General features: G+C 67.2%; 17 protein-coding genes. 5 read left to right on the top strand and 12 right to left on the bottom strand.

Annotation, left to right across the window (positions count from 1 at the left end; all coding sequences use genetic code 11):
* Positions 1-45 precede the first annotated feature (45 nt).
* Genes R2910_07880 through R2910_07870 form a run of 3 tightly spaced genes read left to right on the top strand, consistent with a single transcriptional unit; the run spans position 46 to position 4,650 of the window.
* On the top strand, positions 46-2,523 hold the full coding sequence (locus R2910_07880; protein ID MEZ4412884.1) for a mechanosensitive ion channel: 2,478 nt from the start codon (positions 46-48) through the stop codon (positions 2,521-2,523).
* Positions 2,523-3,692 (top strand): PQQ-dependent sugar dehydrogenase, encoded by a 1,170-nt coding sequence (locus tag R2910_07875; protein MEZ4412883.1) that lies wholly within the window; start codon positions 2,523-2,525, stop codon positions 3,690-3,692. Before R2910_07880 ends, R2910_07875 begins: the two co-directional genes overlap by 1 nt.
* Position 3,693: 1 nt before the next feature.
* Complete coding sequence (locus tag R2910_07870) at positions 3,694-4,650, top strand: DUF72 domain-containing protein (protein ID MEZ4412882.1); 957 nt, start codon at positions 3,694-3,696, stop codon at positions 4,648-4,650.
* A gap of 16 nt (positions 4,651-4,666) precedes the next feature.
* On the opposite strand, the gene R2910_07865 is transcribed toward R2910_07870, so the two are convergent.
* The 10 genes from R2910_07865 to R2910_07820 form a co-directional block, all read right to left on the bottom strand.
* On the bottom strand, positions 4,667-5,044 hold the full coding sequence (locus R2910_07865; protein ID MEZ4412881.1) for a TfoX/Sxy family protein: 378 nt from the start codon (positions 5,042-5,044) through the stop codon (positions 4,667-4,669).
* 62 nt (positions 5,045-5,106) lie between these two features.
* The gene (locus tag R2910_07860) at positions 5,107-6,069 is read right to left on the bottom strand and encodes a hypothetical protein (GenBank protein MEZ4412880.1); all 963 of its coding nucleotides are present in this window, start codon (positions 6,067-6,069) and stop codon (positions 5,107-5,109) included.
* The gene (locus R2910_07855) at positions 6,066-7,514 is read right to left on the bottom strand and encodes a hypothetical protein (GenBank protein ID MEZ4412879.1); all 1,449 of its coding nucleotides are present in this window, start codon (positions 7,512-7,514) and stop codon (positions 6,066-6,068) included. Before R2910_07855 ends, R2910_07860 begins: the two co-directional genes overlap by 4 nt.
* Positions 7,511-8,977 carry a hypothetical protein gene (locus R2910_07850; GenBank protein MEZ4412878.1) on the bottom strand — a complete coding sequence of 489 codons (1,467 nt, stop codon included), beginning with the start codon at positions 8,975-8,977 and terminating at the stop codon, positions 7,511-7,513. Before R2910_07850 ends, R2910_07855 begins: the two co-directional genes overlap by 4 nt.
* Before the next feature lie 8 nt (positions 8,978-8,985).
* Positions 8,986-10,206, bottom strand: a complete 1,221-nt coding sequence (locus R2910_07845) for a 4-hydroxy-3-methylbut-2-enyl diphosphate reductase (GenBank protein MEZ4412877.1) — start codon at positions 10,204-10,206, stop codon at positions 8,986-8,988.
* A gap of 3 nt (positions 10,207-10,209) precedes the next feature.
* The gene (locus R2910_07840; GenBank protein ID MEZ4412876.1) at positions 10,210-10,755 is read right to left on the bottom strand and encodes a hypothetical protein; all 546 of its coding nucleotides are present in this window, start codon (positions 10,753-10,755) and stop codon (positions 10,210-10,212) included.
* A 17-nt stretch (positions 10,756-10,772) separates the two neighbouring features.
* Positions 10,773-11,237: a thioesterase family protein gene (locus tag R2910_07835; GenBank protein ID MEZ4412875.1), complete on the bottom strand. Its 465-nt coding sequence runs from the start codon at positions 11,235-11,237 to the stop codon at positions 10,773-10,775.
* Between the two features lie 72 nt (positions 11,238-11,309).
* Positions 11,310-13,469, bottom strand: coding sequence for a hypothetical protein (locus tag R2910_07830; protein MEZ4412874.1), 2,160 nt, complete (start codon positions 13,467-13,469; stop codon positions 11,310-11,312).
* Positions 13,451-13,918: a helix-turn-helix domain-containing protein gene (locus R2910_07825; GenBank protein MEZ4412873.1), complete on the bottom strand. Its 468-nt coding sequence runs from the start codon at positions 13,916-13,918 to the stop codon at positions 13,451-13,453. Before R2910_07825 ends, R2910_07830 begins: the two co-directional genes overlap by 19 nt.
* A gap of 269 nt (positions 13,919-14,187) precedes the next feature.
* Complete coding sequence (locus tag R2910_07820; GenBank protein MEZ4412872.1) at positions 14,188-15,105, bottom strand: DMT family transporter; 918 nt, start codon at positions 15,103-15,105, stop codon at positions 14,188-14,190.
* Between the two features lie 69 nt (positions 15,106-15,174).
* Between R2910_07820 and R2910_07815 the strand changes: the two genes are divergently transcribed.
* A complete protein-coding gene (locus R2910_07815) occupies positions 15,175-15,687 on the top strand; it encodes a TetR/AcrR family transcriptional regulator (GenBank protein MEZ4412871.1) in 513 nt (170 codons plus the stop codon).
* On the opposite strand, the gene R2910_07810 is transcribed toward R2910_07815, so the two are convergent.
* Positions 15,688-18,321, bottom strand: coding sequence for a DEAD/DEAH box helicase (locus R2910_07810; protein MEZ4412870.1), 2,634 nt, complete (start codon positions 18,319-18,321; stop codon positions 15,688-15,690).
* 91 nt (positions 18,322-18,412) lie between these two features.
* On the opposite strand from R2910_07810, the gene R2910_07805 reads away from it, so the two are divergent.
* Positions 18,413-19,000 (top strand): transposase, encoded by a 588-nt coding sequence (locus tag R2910_07805; GenBank protein MEZ4412869.1) that lies wholly within the window; start codon positions 18,413-18,415, stop codon positions 18,998-19,000.
* A 36-nt stretch (positions 19,001-19,036) separates the two neighbouring features.
* On the opposite strand, the gene R2910_07800 is transcribed toward R2910_07805, so the two are convergent.
* The gene (locus tag R2910_07800; GenBank protein ID MEZ4412868.1) at positions 19,037-20,062 is read right to left on the bottom strand and encodes an HAD family hydrolase; all 1,026 of its coding nucleotides are present in this window, start codon (positions 20,060-20,062) and stop codon (positions 19,037-19,039) included.
* Between the last annotated feature and the right edge of the window lie 49 nt (positions 20,063-20,111).

Raw genomic sequence — 20,111 nt, 5'->3', positions numbered from 1 at the left:
CCGGCGTATCTTGGAGGCTGGCCCCTTCCCACTGCCGAGAGCCGGATGCGCCACTCCCCGCTGACCTGTGCCCTGCTGCTCGTGACGCTGGTAGCCCCGGCGGCCGCGCAAATACCGTCCGTGCCCGGGGACACCCCGACGCCGGCCGCCGACACACTCCCGCCAGCCGCCATCCCGGTACCGGACATCCCGACCCGGGCCGCAGCGACCGAGGCCCGGCTCGACGAGATCTGGCAGGCCCTGCCCCCCGATCGTGTCATTGCACGCACGACCGCCGCCTACGAAGCGGCGCGGGACACGATCAATGCGGTGCTGGAACTGCAAAAGCGCTCCGGACAGGAGCAACTCACCAAGCGCTCCCTCACCGACCTGCACAACGAGTGGGTCCGCCGGACCGGCCAGATGCGCGGATGGCAACAATCGATCAGTGATCGGACGGGAGCCATCGCGGGCATCCAGACCGAACTGATTCGCAGGGACACCACCTGGCGACTCACCCTGGCCGAGGCGAGGAAGGCAAACGCCTCCCCGGACGTGACGGCGTTGGTGCAGAGTGTCCTGCAACGCAACGCGGTGCTGAAGGACACCGTCGAGGCGCGCATCGTCGCCGTGGTCAGGCTCCAGTCACAAATCACCCGCACGTTGGCGGTGCTGCAGCAGCAGGATGACCAAACGGCAGAACAGTTGGCGTCGCTCCGGCGCGATCTCCTCCGGATCGACGCGCCCCCGCTCTGGCAGCACCTGGGCCGGACTGACAGCGCGCCGGGGCTGGCCTCCGCGGTCCGGCTGGGCGCCACCCGCACCCGGCAGGAACTCACGTACTTCCACGACGCGTACCGGCTGCCGATCTACTTCCACCTCGCGTCCACACTCGGCATCCTGTTCGCCGCGTTCTGGTTTCGCAACAAGCTCGATCGGCATACGGCCGAGCAGCCGGCAGCGACCGCGCGCCGCATTCTCGACCATCCAATCGCCGGCGCCTGGCTGGTCGTCACGGTGGCCGGGCTCTTCCTGTATCCGCGCGCCCCCATCTCCGTCTACGACCTGGCGCTCCTGGCCGGAGTCCCGGCATTGCTCATCCTGTTGCCCGGCTTGCTCCCCCCCAAGCTGATCCGGCCGGCCATCGGCTGGTCGCTCCTCTTCGCCGTCCAGCGCGTGGGGACGCTCCTGGTGACAGGCTCGGCCTATCAGCGGCTCGGCAGCCTGGCAATCGCGCTCGTTGGTGCGACGATACTCCTCCGGCTGCTCCGCAAGGGCGCCCAGCTCGAGGTGCTCGCTGCGGAGGGGTACGCCACCGCTGTGCGCGCGGCGGCGCAGCTGTCGGCGCTGGCGATGCTCGTCGCGGCCGGATCAAACACGATCGGCAACACCTCCCTCGCCTACTTCCTGACCGGTGGCACGGTGACGAGCATCTACCTGCTCCTGGTCGTGCTCGCCGCGGTGCAGATCTTTGACGGCATCCTGATCGTGACCACCCGCTCCGAAGCCGCCGGGGTTTCGCGGTTCGTGACTCAACGGAAGGACGACCTCGTGCGCGACGGACTCCGTCTCGTGCGGTTCGTCTCGGCACTGCTCTGGGTGATCATCACGCTCACGGTCTTCGACCTGATGGACCCGCTCTGGACCTTCTCACGCCGCGCCCTGGACGCCTCCCTGACCCTGGGCGAGTTGCACCTCTCCCTCGGCAGCATCCTCCTGTTCATCACCACAATCTGGGTGAGTGTCCTGCTGAGTCGCGGCATATCCGGCGTCCTCGAGGTGGACGTGCTGTCGCGCCTCGAGATGCCGAAGGGGCTGCCCAGTGTCGTTGCGCGACTCACCCGCTACGTCCTCATCGGGGTCGGGTTCTTCTTTGCCCTGGCCGCGACTGGCCTGAAGCTCACCCAGCTGACCATCCTGGGAGGCGCGCTCGGCGTCGGCGTCGGTTTCGGGCTCCAGACCATCGTCAGCAATTTCGTGGCGGGGCTCATTCTCGCCTTCGAACGCCCGATACGGGAGGGAGACATCGTCCAGGTCCAGACCTCTTCCGGCGACAACCTCAACGGCGAGGTTCGCCGCATCGGCTTCCGCGCGAGCATCATCCGCACCTATGATGGCGCGGAGGTGATCGTGCCGAACGCCTCCCTCATCTCCAATGACGTGGTCAACTGGACCCTGTCCGACCAGTTGCGCCGGCTCACCATCGAGGTGGGCGTCGCCTACGGGACCGAGCCGTCCCGGGTGCTCGAGCTGTTGCGCCAGGTACCAACCCAGTACCCCAGCATCCTGCGGGAACCGGCGCCCGTCGCCCTCTTCATCGGATTCGGCGACAGCGCCCTGAATTTCGAGCTGCGGTTCTGGATCTCGGACATCAGCCAGGTTCTCGCGTTGCGAAGCGATGTCACCACCGCCGTCAACAACGCCCTGGTCGCCGCCGACATCGAGATTCCGTTCCCCCAGCGCGATCTGCATCTCCGCAGCGTGGACGCACCGGCCGCGGCACAGCTGCGCGCCGCCCCGAACAACGCCAAGGAGGCCACCTGATGCCGCGACTGTTCCGCTCGCTCACCGCCAGCACCGCGTGTCTCGGCCTGTTCCTGATGTGCGCGGGCGACACCCCAACAAGCACGCTGCCGCCGGGCACGGCCCAGGTCCGGCTCGAACAAGTCGCGAGCGGACTGAACATGCCGGTGCTCGTCACCGCCGCACCGGGCGATACCAGCCGGCTCTTCGTCGTGGAGAAGCGGGGCACCGTGCGGATCATCGAGCACGGCGTCCTCCTGCCCACGCCGTTCATCGACCTGAGCGGCCGCGTGACGACCGGGAGCGAGCAGGGACTTCTCGGCCTGGCCTTCCATCCCACCGACGGGCGGGTGGTGCTGAGCTTCACCGTGGCGGGCAGCACCGGCGGCGGGACAAGCCGCATCGCCACGTTCACCACCGGCGCCGACCCCGACGTGCTCGACCCCGCCACCGAGCAGGTGATCCTCGAGGTGGCCCAGCCCTACGGCAACCACAACGGCGGCAACGTCCTCTTCGGGCCGGACGGCTACCTCTACGCCGGGTTTGGCGACGGCGGCAGCGGCGGTGACCCCCAGGGCCACGGCCAGAACCGCGACGACCTCCTGGGGTCGCTGCTGCGCCTCGACATCGACCATGGCGCGCCCTACACCATTCCGGCCACCAACCCCTTCGTGGGACAGCCGAACGTGCGCGGCGAGCTCTGGAACTGGGGCCTCCGCAATCCATGGCGCTACAGCTTCGACCGCGCCACCGGCGATCTCTACATCGCTGACGTCGGACAGAACGCGTGGGAGGAAGTGGATGTGCAGCCCGCCGCCAGCACCGGCGGCGAGAACTACGGCTGGGCCATCATGGAGGGCGACCACTGCTACAAGAGCAGCACCTGCAACCGGACCGGGCTTGTCATGCCGGTCGTCGAGTATGGCCATGGCGACGGCTGCTCGATTACCGGCGGCTTTGTGTACCGGGGAGAAGCCATCCCGGAACTGGTCGGCACCTACTTCTACGGGGACTACTGCAACGGGTGGATCCGGAGCTTCGTCTACCGCAACGGCAGCGCCGCGGACGCCAGGTCCTGGCCTACGCTCGACACGAAACAACAGATCACCAGTTTCGGCGAAGACGCCCGCGGAGAGCTGTACGTCGTCCTCGCGAGCGGCACCATCTACCGGATCGCCCCGGGCAGCTGACGTGACGACCGACGACACTGTTGTACCGGAGGAGCTCGATCGCCTCCGGACCGCGCTCCCGGCCGGCGTGCACTTCGGGACGTCGTCGTGGAATTACCCGGGGTGGCAGGGACTCATCTACCACAAGAAGTATCCCAAGAGCGGCGCCAGCGGAAAGATGCTTGCCGAGTACGCCCGGTGGCCGCTCTTCTCCACGGTCGGCATCGACTCCAGCTTCTACAACCCGATGTCGGAGAAGACGCTCACCGAGTACGCCTCCGCCCTGCCGGCCGGATTCCGCTGTGCCAGCAAGGTCTGGGACCGGATTACCGTGCACACCCACTCCAAGATGCGCGACAAGGCCCACGCCGGGCAGCCGAACCCGGACTTTCTCAATCCTGAGCTCTTCATCGAGGCGGTGCTCGATCCCTGCCTGCGGCACTTCAGCGATCACATCGGCCCGTTCATTTTCGAGTTCCAGGCACTGACCGGCAAGTCGAAGCCGGCGCCGCAGGCGTTCGCCGACCGGCTCGATGCGTTCTTCTCCGCCCTCCCCCGTTCCGCCCCCTACGCGGTGGAACTCCGGAACGAGGAGTACCTGACGCCGGCGTACTTTGCCGTGCTGCGGGAGCACAGCGTGGCGCACTGCTTCAATTCGTGGACCCGCATGCCGTCCATCGGGGAGCAGCTCGACCTGCCGGGCGCCATCGGGGCGCCGTTCGTGGTGGCACGCGCGCTGCTCCGGCCGGGGCGGTACTACGCCGCGGCGGTGGACGCCTTCCAGCCCTACGACCGGATCCAGGACCGGAATCCCGAGCTGCGCGCCGATCTCGTCCGGCTCATCGAGACGGCGGTGAAGGCACGGATCCCGGCCTATGTGCTGGTGAACAATCGGGCGGAGGGGAGTGCGCCGCTCACCATCGCGGCGGTGGCGCGGATGCTGGCGCAACGGCAGGAAAAGGAAACGGCCCACTCGTAGGAGTGGGCCGGTGTCGTCAGGCTTCCGTCTTCGTGGCCCGCCGTCTGCGCCGGCGGCGAGGTCCGTCGCGGTCGGGACGCTTGGCGGCGGCGTAGGCCGACTGCACCAGCAGGACCGCCCGTTCCGCCGCCTCACCCGTCCCCGGTATTTCCACCCACCGCCCGAATCCGGCGTTTTCGTTCACCAGGAACGGCCGCGCCGCCTTCGCTTCCAGCAACTCCTCGCGCTGGCTCTCCGGGAGCTTCAGCACCACCAGGTCCTCGCGCAGGAAGGCGAACATCCGCCGCCCGTGAAAGTACGCCTCCGCCCCGAACATCTTCCGGGTGGTGACGTTGGGCAGGTCGGCGATCGCGGCCTGCACCAGGCGGTATGCGTCGGACATCGGTCGGGCCATTGCGCCTGCATCCGGGTCGGGGAACAAGGGGCAGCTAAGGTGCAGCGCAAACGGCCGGTCCGCTAGTCCTCCTCGTTCCAGAGGCCCACGGTCAGCCGCCACGCGCGCTCTTCACCGGGGTGCAAGGTCGGGGCCACCCCCCAGTCCCCTGCAGCATCCTGCAGTCGTCCGGGCGCGCCGATGCCGGGTTCGATGGCGCAGTTGTAGTAGGGCTCGATGCCCCCTGGGGCCCACCCGCCACAGTTGAGCCAGAGTCCCACCTGCGGGGTGTCCAGCGGATCGACCAGGAAATCGAGCCACTCCCCCGCCTCCGGGTCCTGCAGCAGCACCCGACCCGAGCTGCCGACGTCGGCATGGACCATCGCGGCCCACCCCGGCTGCTCGGGGAACACGAACGCGTCGGCTCCCGCATCGAGCGGCCAAGGGACGACCTCCCCTGCCGACCAGTCGTTCCGCCCCACCACGTCGGAGCATCGCACCTGCTCCACCGTGGGAAGGACGATCCGCATCCCCGGGCGCACACCGAAGAGCGGATGCGCGGCCCAGATCCAGGGGAACGGGGCGCCGCCGGTGTGCCGGACCCGGTAGCGGAACACCGCGATGGGCTCGTCCGCCGAGAGCGAGACCTCTCGTGTGAACTCATATGGCAGCGCCGCGCCCCGTGCGGTGCCGGAGATCACCGTCCCTTCGGCGTGCTCGTAGATGCGGGATTCCCAGCGGGCGGACCAGAGCTCGCCGTGATCGGGGAGGGGCGGCGTCTCGGGCGGCGCGCCGGGAATGCGCGATGGCTGAATGGTGGGAAAGCACTCGTCCCAGCCGCCGCTGTCGGCAGTCTCCACGTAGGAGCTGCCGGGGACGCCCGGCGCGTAGGGGATGGCCGGGTTGCGCCAGAGCCACTCCCGGCCCCGGCGGCGGCGCAGGTTGGTGATCTTCATGCCGAGGGTGGGAGCGATCACCAGCTCGAGCAGATCGTTGGAAAGGGAGACGGCAGGGATGCCGCCGAGGGAGAGCTGGCGGATGGTCACGGATTCACGAGGGACGGGACCCCAAAGAGGCTGATGCGACTCTCGGGGTTCTGGTACCGCGGAATATTCCCGCAGTAGAGTCCACCTGACTCGGCGATCCCGCAAAATTGGTAGTAGCCGCCAGCGATCTTCACGAACCGCGGGCGCTGGATGACGCGAGACGTGGGATCCGGATTTTCCCAGTACTCCCCCCAAAAATAGGTTTCACCATACCGTGACAGCCCGAACATGAGCCGGGCCCCATCGGTTCCGATCTCCGCAAGATTGGGTTGGAGATCGGGATGCACCGGTTCGGTGGTCACACCACTCCTCGTGGGTGGGGGATACGGCCTCCCCGTGGCCGACCAGTCTCCAAAGCACGACGTGGAACCATCCGGCTGGATGCCACATACCCCGTACCAACTGATGGCGAGGGAGACGAACCGGTATCCCGGGACGGGGCGGACCGGCGAAGTATAGATCCCATAGGGAAGTGGGGACAGCTGGTTGTAGACATTCCCCCAGCACCAGACCTCTCCATCGGAGTCGAGGGCGCAGGTGAGATCATCCGACGCAAAGACGCGGCTGAAGCTGTTGTTCCCGATGACCGTTCGTGGTGACGCTGAGGATACGAGATCACCGGTGCCGAGCATCCCCGTCCCATTGTATCCCCAGCACTTGGCGCCACCCCCAGGGAACACCGCGCAGGTGTGGCCACCGTATTGCGGGCCGAGGGCAAGCGACACGGCGCCCTCCGCCCCGGCCACCCGGGAGGGCAGGAGCTGCGGAGCCTCGCTGGCGGCCGGACCCCCTGCCCCGTAGGGATCGTACCCCCAACACCAGACGTCACCTGCAAGGTCGCGGGCACAGGTGACGGCACCATATCCATTCGACACCTGGATCTCTTGTACCGCGGGCAGGCCGACGACCGGGGTAGGAGTGGCACGAGCGAGCGTGTCGCCGGTGCCGAGTTGGCCATACTGATTCTGGCCCCAGCAGACCGGTCGGTTGTCGGACAGAACGGCGCACGTGTATCCTGAGGCGACCGAGACTGAGACAGCGTGCAGCACCGTCGCCGAAGCCGCAAACGTCACCGGTTCCCCGAACCCCGCCGCCACCTTGGCCACCTGCGTCCCCTCGTCCAACCCCAGCGTCCAGACCGCGTAGTTGTGCCCGTCGCTGTCCGTGGTGCCCGTCATCCGGTCTTCGGCATCCGCCAGCTGGACGGCGAGCCGACCGCCACTCGGCAGCGACCAGGTCACCTTGGCGCCCGGCACGAGATGCCCCTCGGCGTCGCGCACCTCGACCACGAGCGTGTCGTTGAGCGGCCAGCCGGGCGTCCCGGCCAGCGCCGTCGTCGTCACCGGGGTGACGATGTAGGGGGAATCGACGCTCGAGGGGTCGTTGCAGGCGGTGAGGGTGGCAACCGCGCCCAGTAGCACGTGGGGGAGAATGCGGGTGCTCACGGAGTCATTATCGCTGGTACCCCTATCAACCGCTCCTCCCCATGAAATGCGTACTCGCGATCTCGCTTCCCGCAATACACTCCGCCCGCCTCCGAGATAACGCAGTACTGGCCCCGGCTGGCAGAGATGTCGATGACCCTGAAGCTCGGCGTAATGGGGAGTGGGCGCATGGTGAATCCCGAATGGTACTCTCCCCCCCACCAGAAGACCTCCCCGTAGCGTGAGGTCCCGAAGAACGAGCTAGAGCCGTCGGCTGTCACGGCAGCGAAACTCTCGCCGACATCTGGGCGCACCGGAGCAGTGGTGTGGAATGGATAATCGATCCTGGTACCCAATCCGCCGTCTCCCATCGACCCAAAACAGGTGGCCACTCCACTGAGCTGGATGCCACAAACCGAGGTCTCCCCGACGGCCAGGGAGTAGTAGTGCTGTCCCGGGATCGGGCGGGTCGGCACGGTATAGGTGCCCGACGGGAGCGGGGAGAAGGAGTCTCCGCTTCCGTCGCCCCAGCACCAGGTCTCGCCATCGACATCGAGCGCACAGGTTCGGCCATAGCCAGCGACAATGCCCACGAATTCTCCGCTCCCCACAACCGGCTGTGGCGCCGAGGAGGACGTGGTGCTCCCCGTGCCCAGTTGGCCGTAGTTGTTCGATCCCCAGCATCGTGCCTCGCTGCTCACCAAGGCACAGGTGTGCCCCGTGTAGTCCGACCGGAGAGCAATCCGGCTTGCGCCTTCGGCACCGGGCACCCGCACAGGGGTCAACTGAAACGGCATCGAGGCTACCGGCCCCGCCTGGCCAAAATAGTTGCTGCCCCAGCACCAAACATCACCCGCGAGGTCCCGCGCGCAGGTGAGATCGTCGGTGGCCGCGCGAACCTCAAGCGCTGCGGGCAACCCCGGGAGCGGCACCGGCCACCTCGTGACGTAGGATGGCGCGTCGCCAGTACCGAGGCCGCCATTGGAGTTGGAACCCCAGCAGACCAAGCGCTGGTCGTTCAGGATCGCGCAGGCATGCGCGCCGCCGGCCGCCACCTGCTTGGCATGGAGCACCGTTGCTTCCGCCTCGAACTCCACCGGCACCCCTGTGAGCCCCGCCGCCACCTTGGCCACCTGCGTCCCCTCGTCCAATCCCAGTGTCCAGACGGCGTAATTGCGCCCGCGGTCGTCGGTCGTTCCATGCTTCGGGTCGTCTGCGTCCGCCAGCTGGACCGCCAGCCGCCCGCCGTTCGGCAACGACCAGGTCACCTTGGCGCCCGGCACCAGGTTGCCGTCGACATCGCGCACCTCGACCACGAGCGTATCGGTGAGCGCCCAGCCGGGCGTCCCAGACAACGCACCGGTGGTCACCGGGGTCACGATGTAGGGGGAGTCGACGCTCGAGGGGTCGTTGCAGGCCATCAGCGTGGCAGCGGTCAGGGTGGCCGCGATATATCGGGAGGCGTTGGACATGCGGAGGGCCATCGGGAACCTCAGCTGGTCGGAGTCAGCGTCTCCCGAAGTTCGGTGATCACGCCGGCGCTCTCACAGATCCGCACGACGGTTTCACCGATCTTGTTGTTGGGGGTCGAGGCGCCTGCCGTCAAACCTATCCGCCGGGCGCCGGAGAGCCACCCCTCGATCCGTTCCTCGGCCTTGGTGCGGATCGGCTGGTGCCGCACCGCCCCCGCCTCCACGTCGATGCAGTCGGCATCCTCGATATGGACGGTCCGGACCCCGTTGGCCGCACAGATGGCCGCCAGGTTGCAGGTATTGCTCGAGTTGTAACCACCCACCACCACCATCAGGTCGAGCGGCTCCTCGAGCAGCGCGAGCACGGCGTCCTGCCGCTCCTGCGTGGCGGAACAGATGGTGTCGAAGCTCCGGAAGTGCTCGTCGCGGTGCGCCTCCCCGTAGCGCCGCGCCATGCTCGCCCCGAACTCCGCCGCGATGGCCAGCGACTCCCCCGCCAGCATCGTGGTCTGGTTGGCGATCCCCACCCGCTGCAGGTCCGTCGCAAAGTCGAACCCCGGCGAGGTCTTCCCCGCGAACCGCTCGGCCAGCGCCGCGGCGTCGCCCCGGCCCTCGATGAACTCGCACACCAGCCGTGCCTCGTCCATGTCGTACACCACGAGGTACCGGCCACCGGGATGCTTGGTGACCTGGCTCGCCGTGGCCTTCGTCTCCTCGTGGTAGCTCTTGCCGTGGATGATCGCGGTGAACCCGTCCCGGGCGTAGGAATCAACACGCTTCCAGACGTTGAGCACCGAGCCGCAGGTGGTGTCCACCAGCACGCAGCCGATGGCCCGGAGCCGCTCGAAGTCGCGGATCGTCACGCCGAAGGCCGGCATGATCACCACGTCCTCCGCCGTCACCCCGGCAAAGTCGAATTCCCCATCGGCGCCATGCTCGAGAAACCGGACCCCCATCTGCCGCAGCCGGGCGTTGACGTGCGGGTTGTGGATGATCTCGCCGACCAGCGCGATCGGCCGCCCCGGGAACTTCGCCCTGGTCTCATAGGCGTACTCGACCGCCCGGTCCACGCCGTAGCAGAAGCCGAACTCCTTCGCGAGCCGGAAGGTCAACGGCCCCGCGACGAGGGTGTGGCCGCCCTTGAGGAAGGCGTCCACCACGCCGCTCGCATAGTCGGAGGTGAGCGTTCCCTGGATATCCTTCTTGAGCCCGAAGCCCTTCCGGAAATAGGTCTGGTCCATGCCTTAATGTACCCCTGGAGCCGGAGGAGTTTCCGTCGAGTCGCTTGGAACGGCCGCCGGGAGTTTCGGGGCATCGCACAGCGTGTCGTTGCGGACCCGCACGCCGCTGAACTCGAATTCGAGCGTGGTCACCGAGTCGGGGCCGAGCCCCGAAACGAGCCGCGCCGCGCCCGACCCCGACAGCCCTCGCACCGGCCCTCCGGCCAGCGTCACCGATCCGGAATCTCCCCACCATCCCTGCACCATCACCTTTCCCACCCACCGCAGCGCCACCGCGGCGCTCGGACGAACCTGCATCCGGCGTTCCGGACTGAGCACGGTATAGTCGCCCTGCATGGCCGAGCTGTCGGAGGGGTAGATCACTATACCAAGGCCGGTGTCACCGACGATGGCACGGATGTCGAGCCGGCCCGGACCCACGCACCACCGGCCGCTCACCGGCGCGGTGAGCGTGGCAGTACTGGTATCACCCGAGGCAGTCCAGTGGGCCGTCAGGCGTCCGTCCCCGCCAAGCGGGTTGCACCCCGCGGCCACACAAAGGACCAGCACGGACCACCCGACTTGCTTCACGTTGCGCGCTCTGGGATGCCAAGTTGCTGCCGAGCCTCGGCACGCGTCATGGTGTACGGCGCGAGCTGGGTGATGAACCCTTCCGGAATCGGGCAGGGCTTGAGTTCCTTGCGATCCACGCAGACCAGCACCATGTGCCCATCGGCGCAGTGGGTGCCGTCGGGCCGCCGGATGACCTCGAATTCGATGGTCATCGAGGTACGGCCGACTCGCCCGATGAAGACCGCCACCGCAAGCTGGTCGTCGAGGCGGGGAGGGGAGTGGAACTCGGTGTGCACCTGCACCCGGGGGAGGAAGACGTCGTACTTGTCGAAGACGGTGCCGAACGGAAGGCCGGCGGCGCGGAACAGCTCCGTCTCGGCCAGCTCGAAGAACCGGACATAGGAGCCGTAAAAGATGATGCCGGCGAAGTCGACGTCGGACCAGCGGACGTACTCTTCGATAATGAAGGGTGTAGGCATGGAGAAAAGATAGCGGGAAGGCGGGGATGCGGGGCGGACCGCCTAGCTGCCCCCGGCCCCGCTGCCCCGCCTCTACCGCGGCCCCCCGAACTGAATGTCGAACCTCAGGCCGCTCGCCGGTCCCTGCAGCGGGACGCTGAAGTCAAACCGGGCTATCCCGTTGAAGAATGAGAGGCCGGCGCCGACACCGACCAGCGGCTTCTGGGAAAAGAGGCTCCCGAGCGCGCCCGCCTGGCCCACGTCGGCAAAGACCACCGGCCTGACCTGGCCCTTGAAGGGGGTCCAGTCCCCCTGCATCGACCAGAAGGCCTGCCCCTGGTAGGTAGCGTAATTGAAGCCGCGGACCGTCTCCAGCCCGCCGAGTCGGAAGGCCATCTGGGGCAGTGGATCGGTGGTGGCCACGCCGCCACGTCCCGTGATGGTCACACCACGCATCCCGAACGCCCTCTGCCGGATCTCGGCCATGAACCGCCCCGTCGTCCCGTTCTCGCCCCCGAGTCCCTCGGCGCCGATCCGCCAGGTGCCGGTGCCCGCCACACCGCTCAGGGTGGCAGTCACCCCCATGAAGAACCCTTCCGTCACCGGAGTGTTCGCCGGGAAGTCGCCGCTGCCACCCAGGAAGTCGTTGATGGCGCTGGTGGCGTCGGTCTCCACACTCTGCTGGTCCTCGAACCGGGCCTGCACGTCGAGTTCGAGCGCGCGACCCACCGACGTCTCGTAGCCGATGCGTCCGCCTTGCGCCAGGTAGTAGTCGGCGTCGTCATGCGCGGCGAAGACGCCGTTCATGGAGTTCCCGAAGGTGTTCACCTTGAAGAACGGCTCGACTTCGTCGATGGCCCGGTAGCCCTCGAGACGCCACCGGCCGGAGGGTGCCTCGCGAATCAGGCCCAGCTGCCCGGTCAGCCGCGCGTCGGAAAAGCCGAACCGCAGCGTGCCCTGCGCCCTCGTGAACGACCATCCCGGCACGTCCACAGCGTACCCATAACCGAGGGAAGGCCCCTGCACGCGGTTGTAGCGGAAGATGTCGGCAAAGGCCTCGTAGTTGACGCCGCCCGGCTTGATGCCGGTGATGTCGTTCGGCAACTCTTCCGTCAGCAGGGCGAGCTGCGCCTGCACGTCGCGCACCTGCTGATCCTCTTGCGGGTCGAGATTCAGCTTCAGCGAGTCGCCCCAGGCAGCGTAGCTCTTGAGCGTGTCCACCGGGGGGCGGTGCACCTCGTAGCGCCCGTCGGCCCACTTCCCAGAGCGGACGACCGCCTCCAGGGAATCGGACTCCCGGTCCATCGTCCGCCTGGCGCCCGAGTCGGGCGGCGGCGTCTCGAACACCACCGGCTGGCCGCGGTTGATGTCGTAGTCCCAGAAGGTGGTGATCGCCTCGAAAGGGATGACGATATCGCTGATGATCGGAATCTGGAGAGTGCCCGACAGGACCTGTCGCGACGGCATCCAGTACTTCTCGTCCTGGAGGCCGTACTCCAGGTCGGAGTCGACGGTGAGAATCCGGTTGATGAAGGCGTTGGCCTTCTTGGCACCGCCGATGGCGTCCAGGTCGGGATCGGGGTCGTCCCGGTCGACCCAGAGTTCGTTGCCCACATACCGGAAAGTGAACCGTGCGACCTGTGCGGAGGCGGAGTCGATCCAGATCGTCCCGGCCACGAGTGAGGGCCCGGGGCGCGACGGCACGACCTCGACGGCATAGAGGCGCACCGACGTGCCCCTCGCGGTGGTGAGCGCGATGCTGTCGGTCAGTTCGTACCGATACCAGTCGGGCCCGTCCGCGGCGAGCGGATGCAGCGCGGCCCGCGTCGGGAAGTCGTTGCCGAAGATGCGGACCGAGTCGCCCAGCCCCCGCGGCACGAACCAGGGCCGGCTGAAGTCGCTGGAGAGGGTGATGTCCTTCGAACGGCTCGCGGTTCTGCGCCCGAGGATATCGAGCCGGAGGTCGTTCGGCGCCTGCCAGTGCACCGTACCCTCCTGCTCCTCCACAGCGTAGGTCGGCATTCGCGCCCACTTGCGCTTGCCAAGGGAGAACGAGACCCGGTAGCGCAGCTTGGCGGTGTAGTCTGATACGGTGGTATCGTCGGCGGCGTGACGCTCTTGCGCGCGGCTGACAAGCGCGCGCGTCGCCTCGGAGGAGTAGGTCGGAAGCGTGTCTGCGGGTGCTGCGATTGAGGTGGCGGGGCCAGCGGAGGCGGAGAGAGCGACCGCCGCGATCAGGAGGCCGAGGCCCACCGGCTCCGCCCGTCACGATGAAGACCGTAGGCCTTCAGCCGGCGCCAGAGGGTGGTGCGACTGATCCCCAGACTCTTGGCCGTCTCCGCCAGCTTCCAGCCGTGCGCATCGAGCGAAGCGACGATTGCGTCCTTCTCGCGGGCGGCCAGCGTGGTCGGGCCTTCGACCGGCGGCAGGAAGAGCGCTTCGCCAAGTTCCAGGGTGCCCACCCGGAGCGGGCGGATGCGACCGCCGATCGCCGCGAGTCTCGGCTGCAGGTCTTCGGCGGTTTCAGTGCCGAGGTCGGTGTCGCCTTCGAGCTGGGCCCGGGCCTGGCTGTTGGCATAGAGGACCCGCCCGGCCGCGTCGAAGACGACAACACCCTCGCTAAAGCCGTCCAGCAACGCCTTGGCGAGGGGAGAAAAGACGGACGGCAGGGGCGTCGGATGAGATGTCTGAGGGGCGTTCATAAGGGTGGATACGCCGAGGACCCGGAAAAGGTTTCAATCAGGGACACCGCATATATTCACCACAAACCGGTCTAACGGTTTATACCACAGCAACTTAGCTCTATTATACGAGCCGCCTACGTTTCACCTCACCCCCCGTCCCCCTCTCCATGACATGGAGAGGGGGGGCTGCAGAGTGGAGTCCTTCGCGTCTCTTGGCGGCTTTGCGGTGAAAAACTCCTACCGCAAAGACGCGAAGTGGCGCCACGCCCGCAACAAACTTGAGGTGGTCACTCTCCCGGCAGGACGGGGGCTGGGACCGACCGGTTCTGGGTTCGCTCGCCCAGGATGACGAGTGCCAGGCCGAGGAAGATCGCCGCCCCTGCGATGGCCGCGCGGGCGGTGACCCGCTCGCCGGTCAGCACGGCTGGCGCCACCGCCGCGGTGAAGAGCGGCTGCAGGTAGATGTAGACCGCCACCAGGTTGGGGGAGACTTTCTTCAGCGCCCAGATGTTGAGGAAGTAGGCGATGATGGTGGGGAAGACAACGACATAGCCGACCCACATCCAGGTGATGGGCCGAATGGCGCCAAGGTCCACGGTCGCCAGCCCCGAGAGGCCGAGCGGAAGCGTCCCGATGGCGCTGAACATCATCACGTAGGCGCTGACGGTGACCGGACCGTACTTGAGGACCATCGCCTTCGAGTGCACCAGGTAGAGCGAATAGCAGAACATTGCCACAACGATGAGCAGGTTCCCGAGCGCCAGGCCAGGGGCGAGCGACAGGCGGTCGGGACCGATCAGGTACACGGCGCCGGCCCCCGCCACGGCGATGCCGACGAATTTGAGCGCCGAGGGGGGCTCCCGCTTGCTAAGAACCGAGTAGAGAACGGTGAACACCGGGATGGTGGTCACCAGGATGGTGGCATTGATGGCGGTGGTGTGGCTGAGCCCGAGAAGGAAGAGGGTCTGATTCAGCACCACGCCGAGGAGCCCGAGCACCGCCAGCCCAAGCAAGTCTCGCCGATCCTTCACCCAGCGTCGGGTCCAGATCAGGTTGACGAGGAGGAGGACCCCCGCGGCGCCTACGACCCGAAAGAGCACGATCGAGCTGGCAGGAAAGTCCCGAAGGACAATCTTCCCGACAATTGCCAGGCTGGCGAACAGAATCTGTACCAGGAAGAGCAGCAGGTGGACGCCGACTTGCAAAGCGTGGCCCTCGATCCGATATTGTGACTGAACGTTCAGTCAATCTGTAAGCATATCTGGAGCAATAACTTGAAAGAGTCTATCGCCACGGCTGCCGCTGTCGTCCTGCTCCGGGACGGTCTCCAGAAGTGGAGCGTGGACCGCGTTGCGGCCGAAGCCGGCTGCGCCAAGGGGCTGGTCCCATACCACCACGGCAGCAAGCAACAGCTGCTCTCCGTCGTGGCCGCCAATCTCCATCGGGACAAGACCGCTCGCCGCCTGGCTGCACTCGACGCCTCGGGCGCGGAGGCGCTGGACCGCCTCTGGGACGCCATCAATCTCGAGGTGCGCTCAGGCGAGTGGGCCGCCTGGGCCGCACTGATGGCCGAGCCAAACATCTCGCTGCCACCTCAGGTCCCCAGTCACCTTCCCACGCTTGCGGCTGCCATCGGCCGAGCACTCGGCATTCCGGCGCTCAGGCCGGACGAGGCGCGCCTCGCCGAGGCCTCCCTTGATGGGTTCCAGGCGGCGCTCCACCTCGGTGCGCCCGCGGAGTCGGTCCACGAGGCCTACCATCGTCTCTGGCTCGCGCTCCTCCCCTGACTAGCGGCGCCGCTTCCCCCCTCGCCCCGGTTTCCCGCCACGACCACCGCCACGATCGCCCCCCCGTCCGCCCCCACGCCCGCCGCGCTTCGGACCACGGAACTCCGTGTGCCTGCTCCGGCGCTCCCGCGGCTCGTTCTGGATGGCATCCCGCAGTGCATCAAGTGTGCGTCCCCGCAATGCAGGCTTCTGCCCTCGCACGACGGCAAACCGCAGCGGCCGATCGACCTTGGGGAGGTCCTCCTCCTTGAGCCGCCGCAGTTGCCCCTCCCGAAGCCTCAGGACCACCACCCCTTCGCCGTCTTCCACCTCGTAGTCGAGCGGCACCGCGTCGCCCAGCAGGTGCACCATCGAGGGAAGCTCCAGCAGACGGGCCCGGGTGGCCCCGTCCACGAGGGCATCGGCGTCCAGCGCCACACGAGTGCCGAGGAACTCCTGCCAGCTGGTCACCTCGGCCAGCGCGCTCCGGATGCGTGGGCGCAGCGCCGCCGCGGATGCCTGCGCCAGCGTGCCGCCGGAGCGCCGCCAGAGCTCACCGAGCTCGCCGAGCGCGCGCCGGACCCGCCCCTGATCGGGATGCGGCGTCTCGCCCGCGATCAACGCATCCGTCAGCGCGTCGCGCGCCTGCTCCTGCAGGCCCGTCGGCACCTCGCCCCGGAGTTCCTCCATGACCGTCTCGAGCTCGAAACCGAAGTAAGTCAGGCGACGCGACACCGCCAGGTGCCGGTGCTTCCGCGCGCCCGCCACGCTCACCACCGGCTCGCTCTTCCGGGCGTTCTTCCGGATCAGGTCGTACGGAATCGTCGTCCCCTCGATTCCGGCGCGGGCAATGCCGTTCCGGTCGCCGAAGAAGCGGAGATTCCCCGCCACTGCTCCCCAGCTCCCCGCCATCGACGTCTTCGAGATCCTGGCCTCGGTGCCATCCACCGTGTGCTCGTCAATGACCAGGTCGAACGGCATGACCCGGGCGACCAGTTCCGTGAACCGGGTCCGCAGCTCCTTCGAGGCGTACGGCATCGTCTTGGGCAGCGGGAGTTCCAGCGCCCGGTACACCGCCGCCACGCCGAGGGCGGTGTCCTCCACCGACTTGACCAGGACGCCGCGCTTCTCGGCCCACTCCGTCAGTCCCTCCTCGAAGAGGTGCCGCGGCAGCCCGTACACCTCGCCGAGGTAGCCGTGCTGGTTCACCGCCTCGGCGTAGACATTCGCCGCGGTCAGGTGATCGCTCCCGTTGGCGATCAGGCCGTGCAGGTCGCGCTCGTCCCGCGTCATCCGGTGCAGCGAGTCGATGTTGGCCGCGGTGGCCACGAGCGGCACCAGTTCCGGGTCGGCCCGCACCAGGAGCTCGCCCCAGGGACGTTCGACCGGCATCGCCTCGACCTCGCGCCCGTACGGCGTGAGCCGGCCGTCCTTGATCAATCCCCGGTCGATCAGCGTCGCCATGGCGCGGCGATACGCTGTCTTGTCCAGCGGGACGGGGAGCTCGAGGTCGGCGGCATCCACCCCGATGGAGGCGCAGGTAATCGCGACGCGCTCGGCGTCACCGGCCAGCTGGAATTCGGGCGGGCCCGGCACCAGCTCCTCGAAGTTCATCCGGCGGTCGGAAAGGATGTACACCTCGCCCTTGGCCACCCGTCCGTGGACCCGCCCTGCCATCTGGAGGATTTCGTTGGCGCCGAGATAGAGCCGATGGAGGACGTTTCGGCCCCGCTCCACCACGTTGCCGTATCGGGCGTCATAGATGACCACCGTGTCGAGCCCGCGCACGTTGATGGCCGACTGGCCGGCGGCGGTCATCGCCAGGAGGAACGGCTTGGGGGGATCCCCCTCGAGAAACTGGCGGATGACCCGGATCGGTTCGCCGCCGTGGTAGAACGCCGCGTTGAGCTTCGGGTACCGGGCGCCGAGGTCGGCCGCGAGCTGCTCCACCTCGCGCCGGGTCGGCACGAACACCGCCACCCCGCGCTTCTGCTGGATCAGGTGCCGCATGAACCGTTCGTCGAAGAACTCCTCGGCGGACTTGGCCTCGACGCGCACCCGGGCGCGGAGAGCGGGATCGAACGCCGCGGTCTCCAGCACGTTGGCGCTGTTCAGGTACGCCGCATAGAACGAGGGGTCCACGGTGGCGCTGAGCCAGATGAACCGGACCCCGGCCCGCTTGCCGAGGGCCAGGCAGAGCTCCAGCTCCGCCGAGGTCTGGTGGATCTCATCCACCACGACCGTGTCGTGCCGCGTAATGAGATCATCCTGGAACCAGCGCCGGGCAATGCCGGTGGTGACAATGACGACGTTCCAGGTGGGCGTCTCGGGGGTGGCCTCGCGCTCGCGGTTGACCACGCCGACCCGGAGCGACTCGCCGAGAATCGACTCCGCCACTGGTCGGATGCCAAGGGTCTTCCCGGTCCCGGTGCCCGCCACGATGCCGAATCCCTTGCCCCCCAGCGCCCATTCGCGGAGTTCGACGCCGTGCTCGCGCTCGAGCACCGTGTCCACGCCGGTCAGCCCGAGGGCCAGCTCGATGGTCTCGCAGGCGGCGCGGGTGGGAGCAATGACGATGATCCGCCCCTTGGAGGGGCGTTCCCGCTTGAAGGCATCGGGATCGGGGGGGAGGAAGTGGTTTCGTGTGGGATGCACGGGCTAAAGATACGTGGGGAAGCGGGGATGCGGGGATGCGGCAGTGACAAATTGGTGATGGCCGGCAACGGGCAGGGCCCATTGTGGACGGGTGAGCAATCTGCCGGGCCGTCAATCAATCCGTCTGCGGGGTTACGACTACACCCGGCCTGGGGCGTATTTTGTCACGATATGTACCTACCGGCGAGCGCGGTTATTTGGGCAGGTGGTGGATGGCGTCATGCGGCTGAATCGGTTGGGGGTGATCGTACGAACGGTTTGGCGGGAATCTGGTGAACATTTTCCCGCAATCACGTTCGGTGTTTCTGTCGTTATGCCGGACCATTTTCATGGGATCGTCATCATCGACAATGATTGCGTGGGGTCCGGGGATCGTAGGGGCACGGCCTGCCGTGCCCCTACGGTGCCGGCCACCCCGCGCCCTGCCCCTGCGGCGTCCGCCACCACGCGCCATGTCGACCCCGCGCCCCGCACCCCCGCATTCGGACAACCAATCGCGGGGTCCATCCCGACCATCGTGGGTGCGTTCAAATCCGCCGTCACGAAACGCGTCAATGTCATCCGGGGCACACCCGGCGCCCGCGTGTGGCAACGCAATTACTACGAATGCATCCTCGCTGACGAACGGGCCGTGCGCCGAGTCGAGGCCTACATCCGGAACAACCCGGCGCGGGAATAGCCGCCCGCGCGACAAACTGCTCGCAGCGGCCCAGGTCTATTCAAATGCGAAGACTCGCTTCCAATCCTTCTTCATGCTGACGACGGTCCATCCCCGCGCTTTCGCGATGCTGTCCAGCGCAACAGAGAAGGTGCCGACCTTCGTGTCCGGCAGACCGCGGGCCGGACCATAAGCATATTCCCGGGCGGCATCGTCATGCAGGAGGAGCATCGACAGTCGGGCACCGTCGCCGGTGCCGGTGTACTCGAGCATCTGCTGGTCGCCGCTGGTATTGCCGAACGCGAAGTGGGGCCGGCGACCGATCATGAGCTGAATCCCCTCCGCCTTGCCCTCGTTGTTGTCATTGAGCATGACCTTCGGGTTTTTCGTGAGCACCGCCTTGCCGGTGCTGTCATGCCCGTAGGTGGTGGTACCCGCGGTGCCGATCACCTGCTCTGGCGGGATCCCGTACGCCTGCTCGGAGATGGTCCGGACGAAGTCCTGCCCGCCGCCGGTCACGATGTACGTCTTATAGCCGTTGGCCCGGAGGTACCGCAGCAACTCCACCATCGGTTGGTAGGCCAGGTCGGGGTACGGCTTCTTCCACCGCGGGTCCCTCGCGCTCGCGAACCAGGCCTTGGCTTCCGACTGGAACTGTTCCACCGTCATGCCCGTCGACGTGGCAGCGAGCAGCTTCATCAGGTCTTCCATCCCGAGCTTTGAGATCGCTGCCCGGTCTCCGGACATCACCGTCTTGAACGGCTCCTCCGCGGCGAGCGCCGGCTTCTCCTTCACCACGGCAGGCACCCGGCCCAGCACGAACTCGACCTGCGTGTACACGGGGTGCTCGACCCAGAGTGTGCCATCGTTGTCGAATGTGGCAATCCGTTCTGCCACCGGCACGAACTCTGGAGATCCCTTGGTGGTGGTGGCCTCCACGAATTCGATGATGGACGCCTTGGCCGCACCGTTGTTCCAGGAAGGGAGGGGATTAGACTGCGCCGAGAGCGGAAGGGCGGTACCCAGCAGCATGGCGCCAGCCGCGATTCCACGCCACCGTGCCCACTGTCTTGAGTGATTCATGTCCGGACTCCATTTGGAATTCTGAGCAATACCAAAAAGGGCGCCCGAT

It is taken from the genome of Gemmatimonadales bacterium (assembly GCA_041390145.1).
GTDB lineage: Bacteria > Gemmatimonadota > Gemmatimonadetes > Gemmatimonadales > GWC2-71-9 > SPDF01.
Note: the sequence above shows the minus strand (reverse complement) of the source record. Positions and strands in the feature narration are given on the sequence as shown.

What these genes read in the sequence shown, in the direction of transcription:
- R2910_07800 (MEZ4412868.1), bottom strand. Translation starts at nt 20,062, where the DNA reads ATGAATCACTCAAGACAGTGGGCACGGTGGCGTGGAATCGCGGCTGGC.
- R2910_07850 (MEZ4412878.1), bottom strand. Translation starts at nt 8,977, where the DNA reads ATGGCCCTCCGCATGTCCAACGCCTCCCGATATATCGCGGCCACCCTG.
- R2910_07880 (MEZ4412884.1), top strand. Translation starts at nt 46, where the DNA reads ATGCGCCACTCCCCGCTGACCTGTGCCCTGCTGCTCGTGACGCTGGTA.
- R2910_07835 (MEZ4412875.1), bottom strand. Translation starts at nt 11,237, where the DNA reads ATGCCTACACCCTTCATTATCGAAGAGTACGTCCGCTGGTCCGACGTC.
- R2910_07865 (MEZ4412881.1), bottom strand. Translation starts at nt 5,044, where the DNA reads ATGGCCCGACCGATGTCCGACGCATACCGCCTGGTGCAGGCCGCGATC.
- R2910_07825 (MEZ4412873.1), bottom strand. Translation starts at nt 13,918, where the DNA reads ATGAACGCCCCTCAGACATCTCATCCGACGCCCCTGCCGTCCGTCTTT.
- R2910_07875 (MEZ4412883.1), top strand. Translation starts at nt 2,523, where the DNA reads ATGCCGCGACTGTTCCGCTCGCTCACCGCCAGCACCGCGTGTCTCGGC.
- R2910_07845 (MEZ4412877.1), bottom strand. Translation starts at nt 10,206, where the DNA reads ATGGACCAGACCTATTTCCGGAAGGGCTTCGGGCTCAAGAAGGATATC.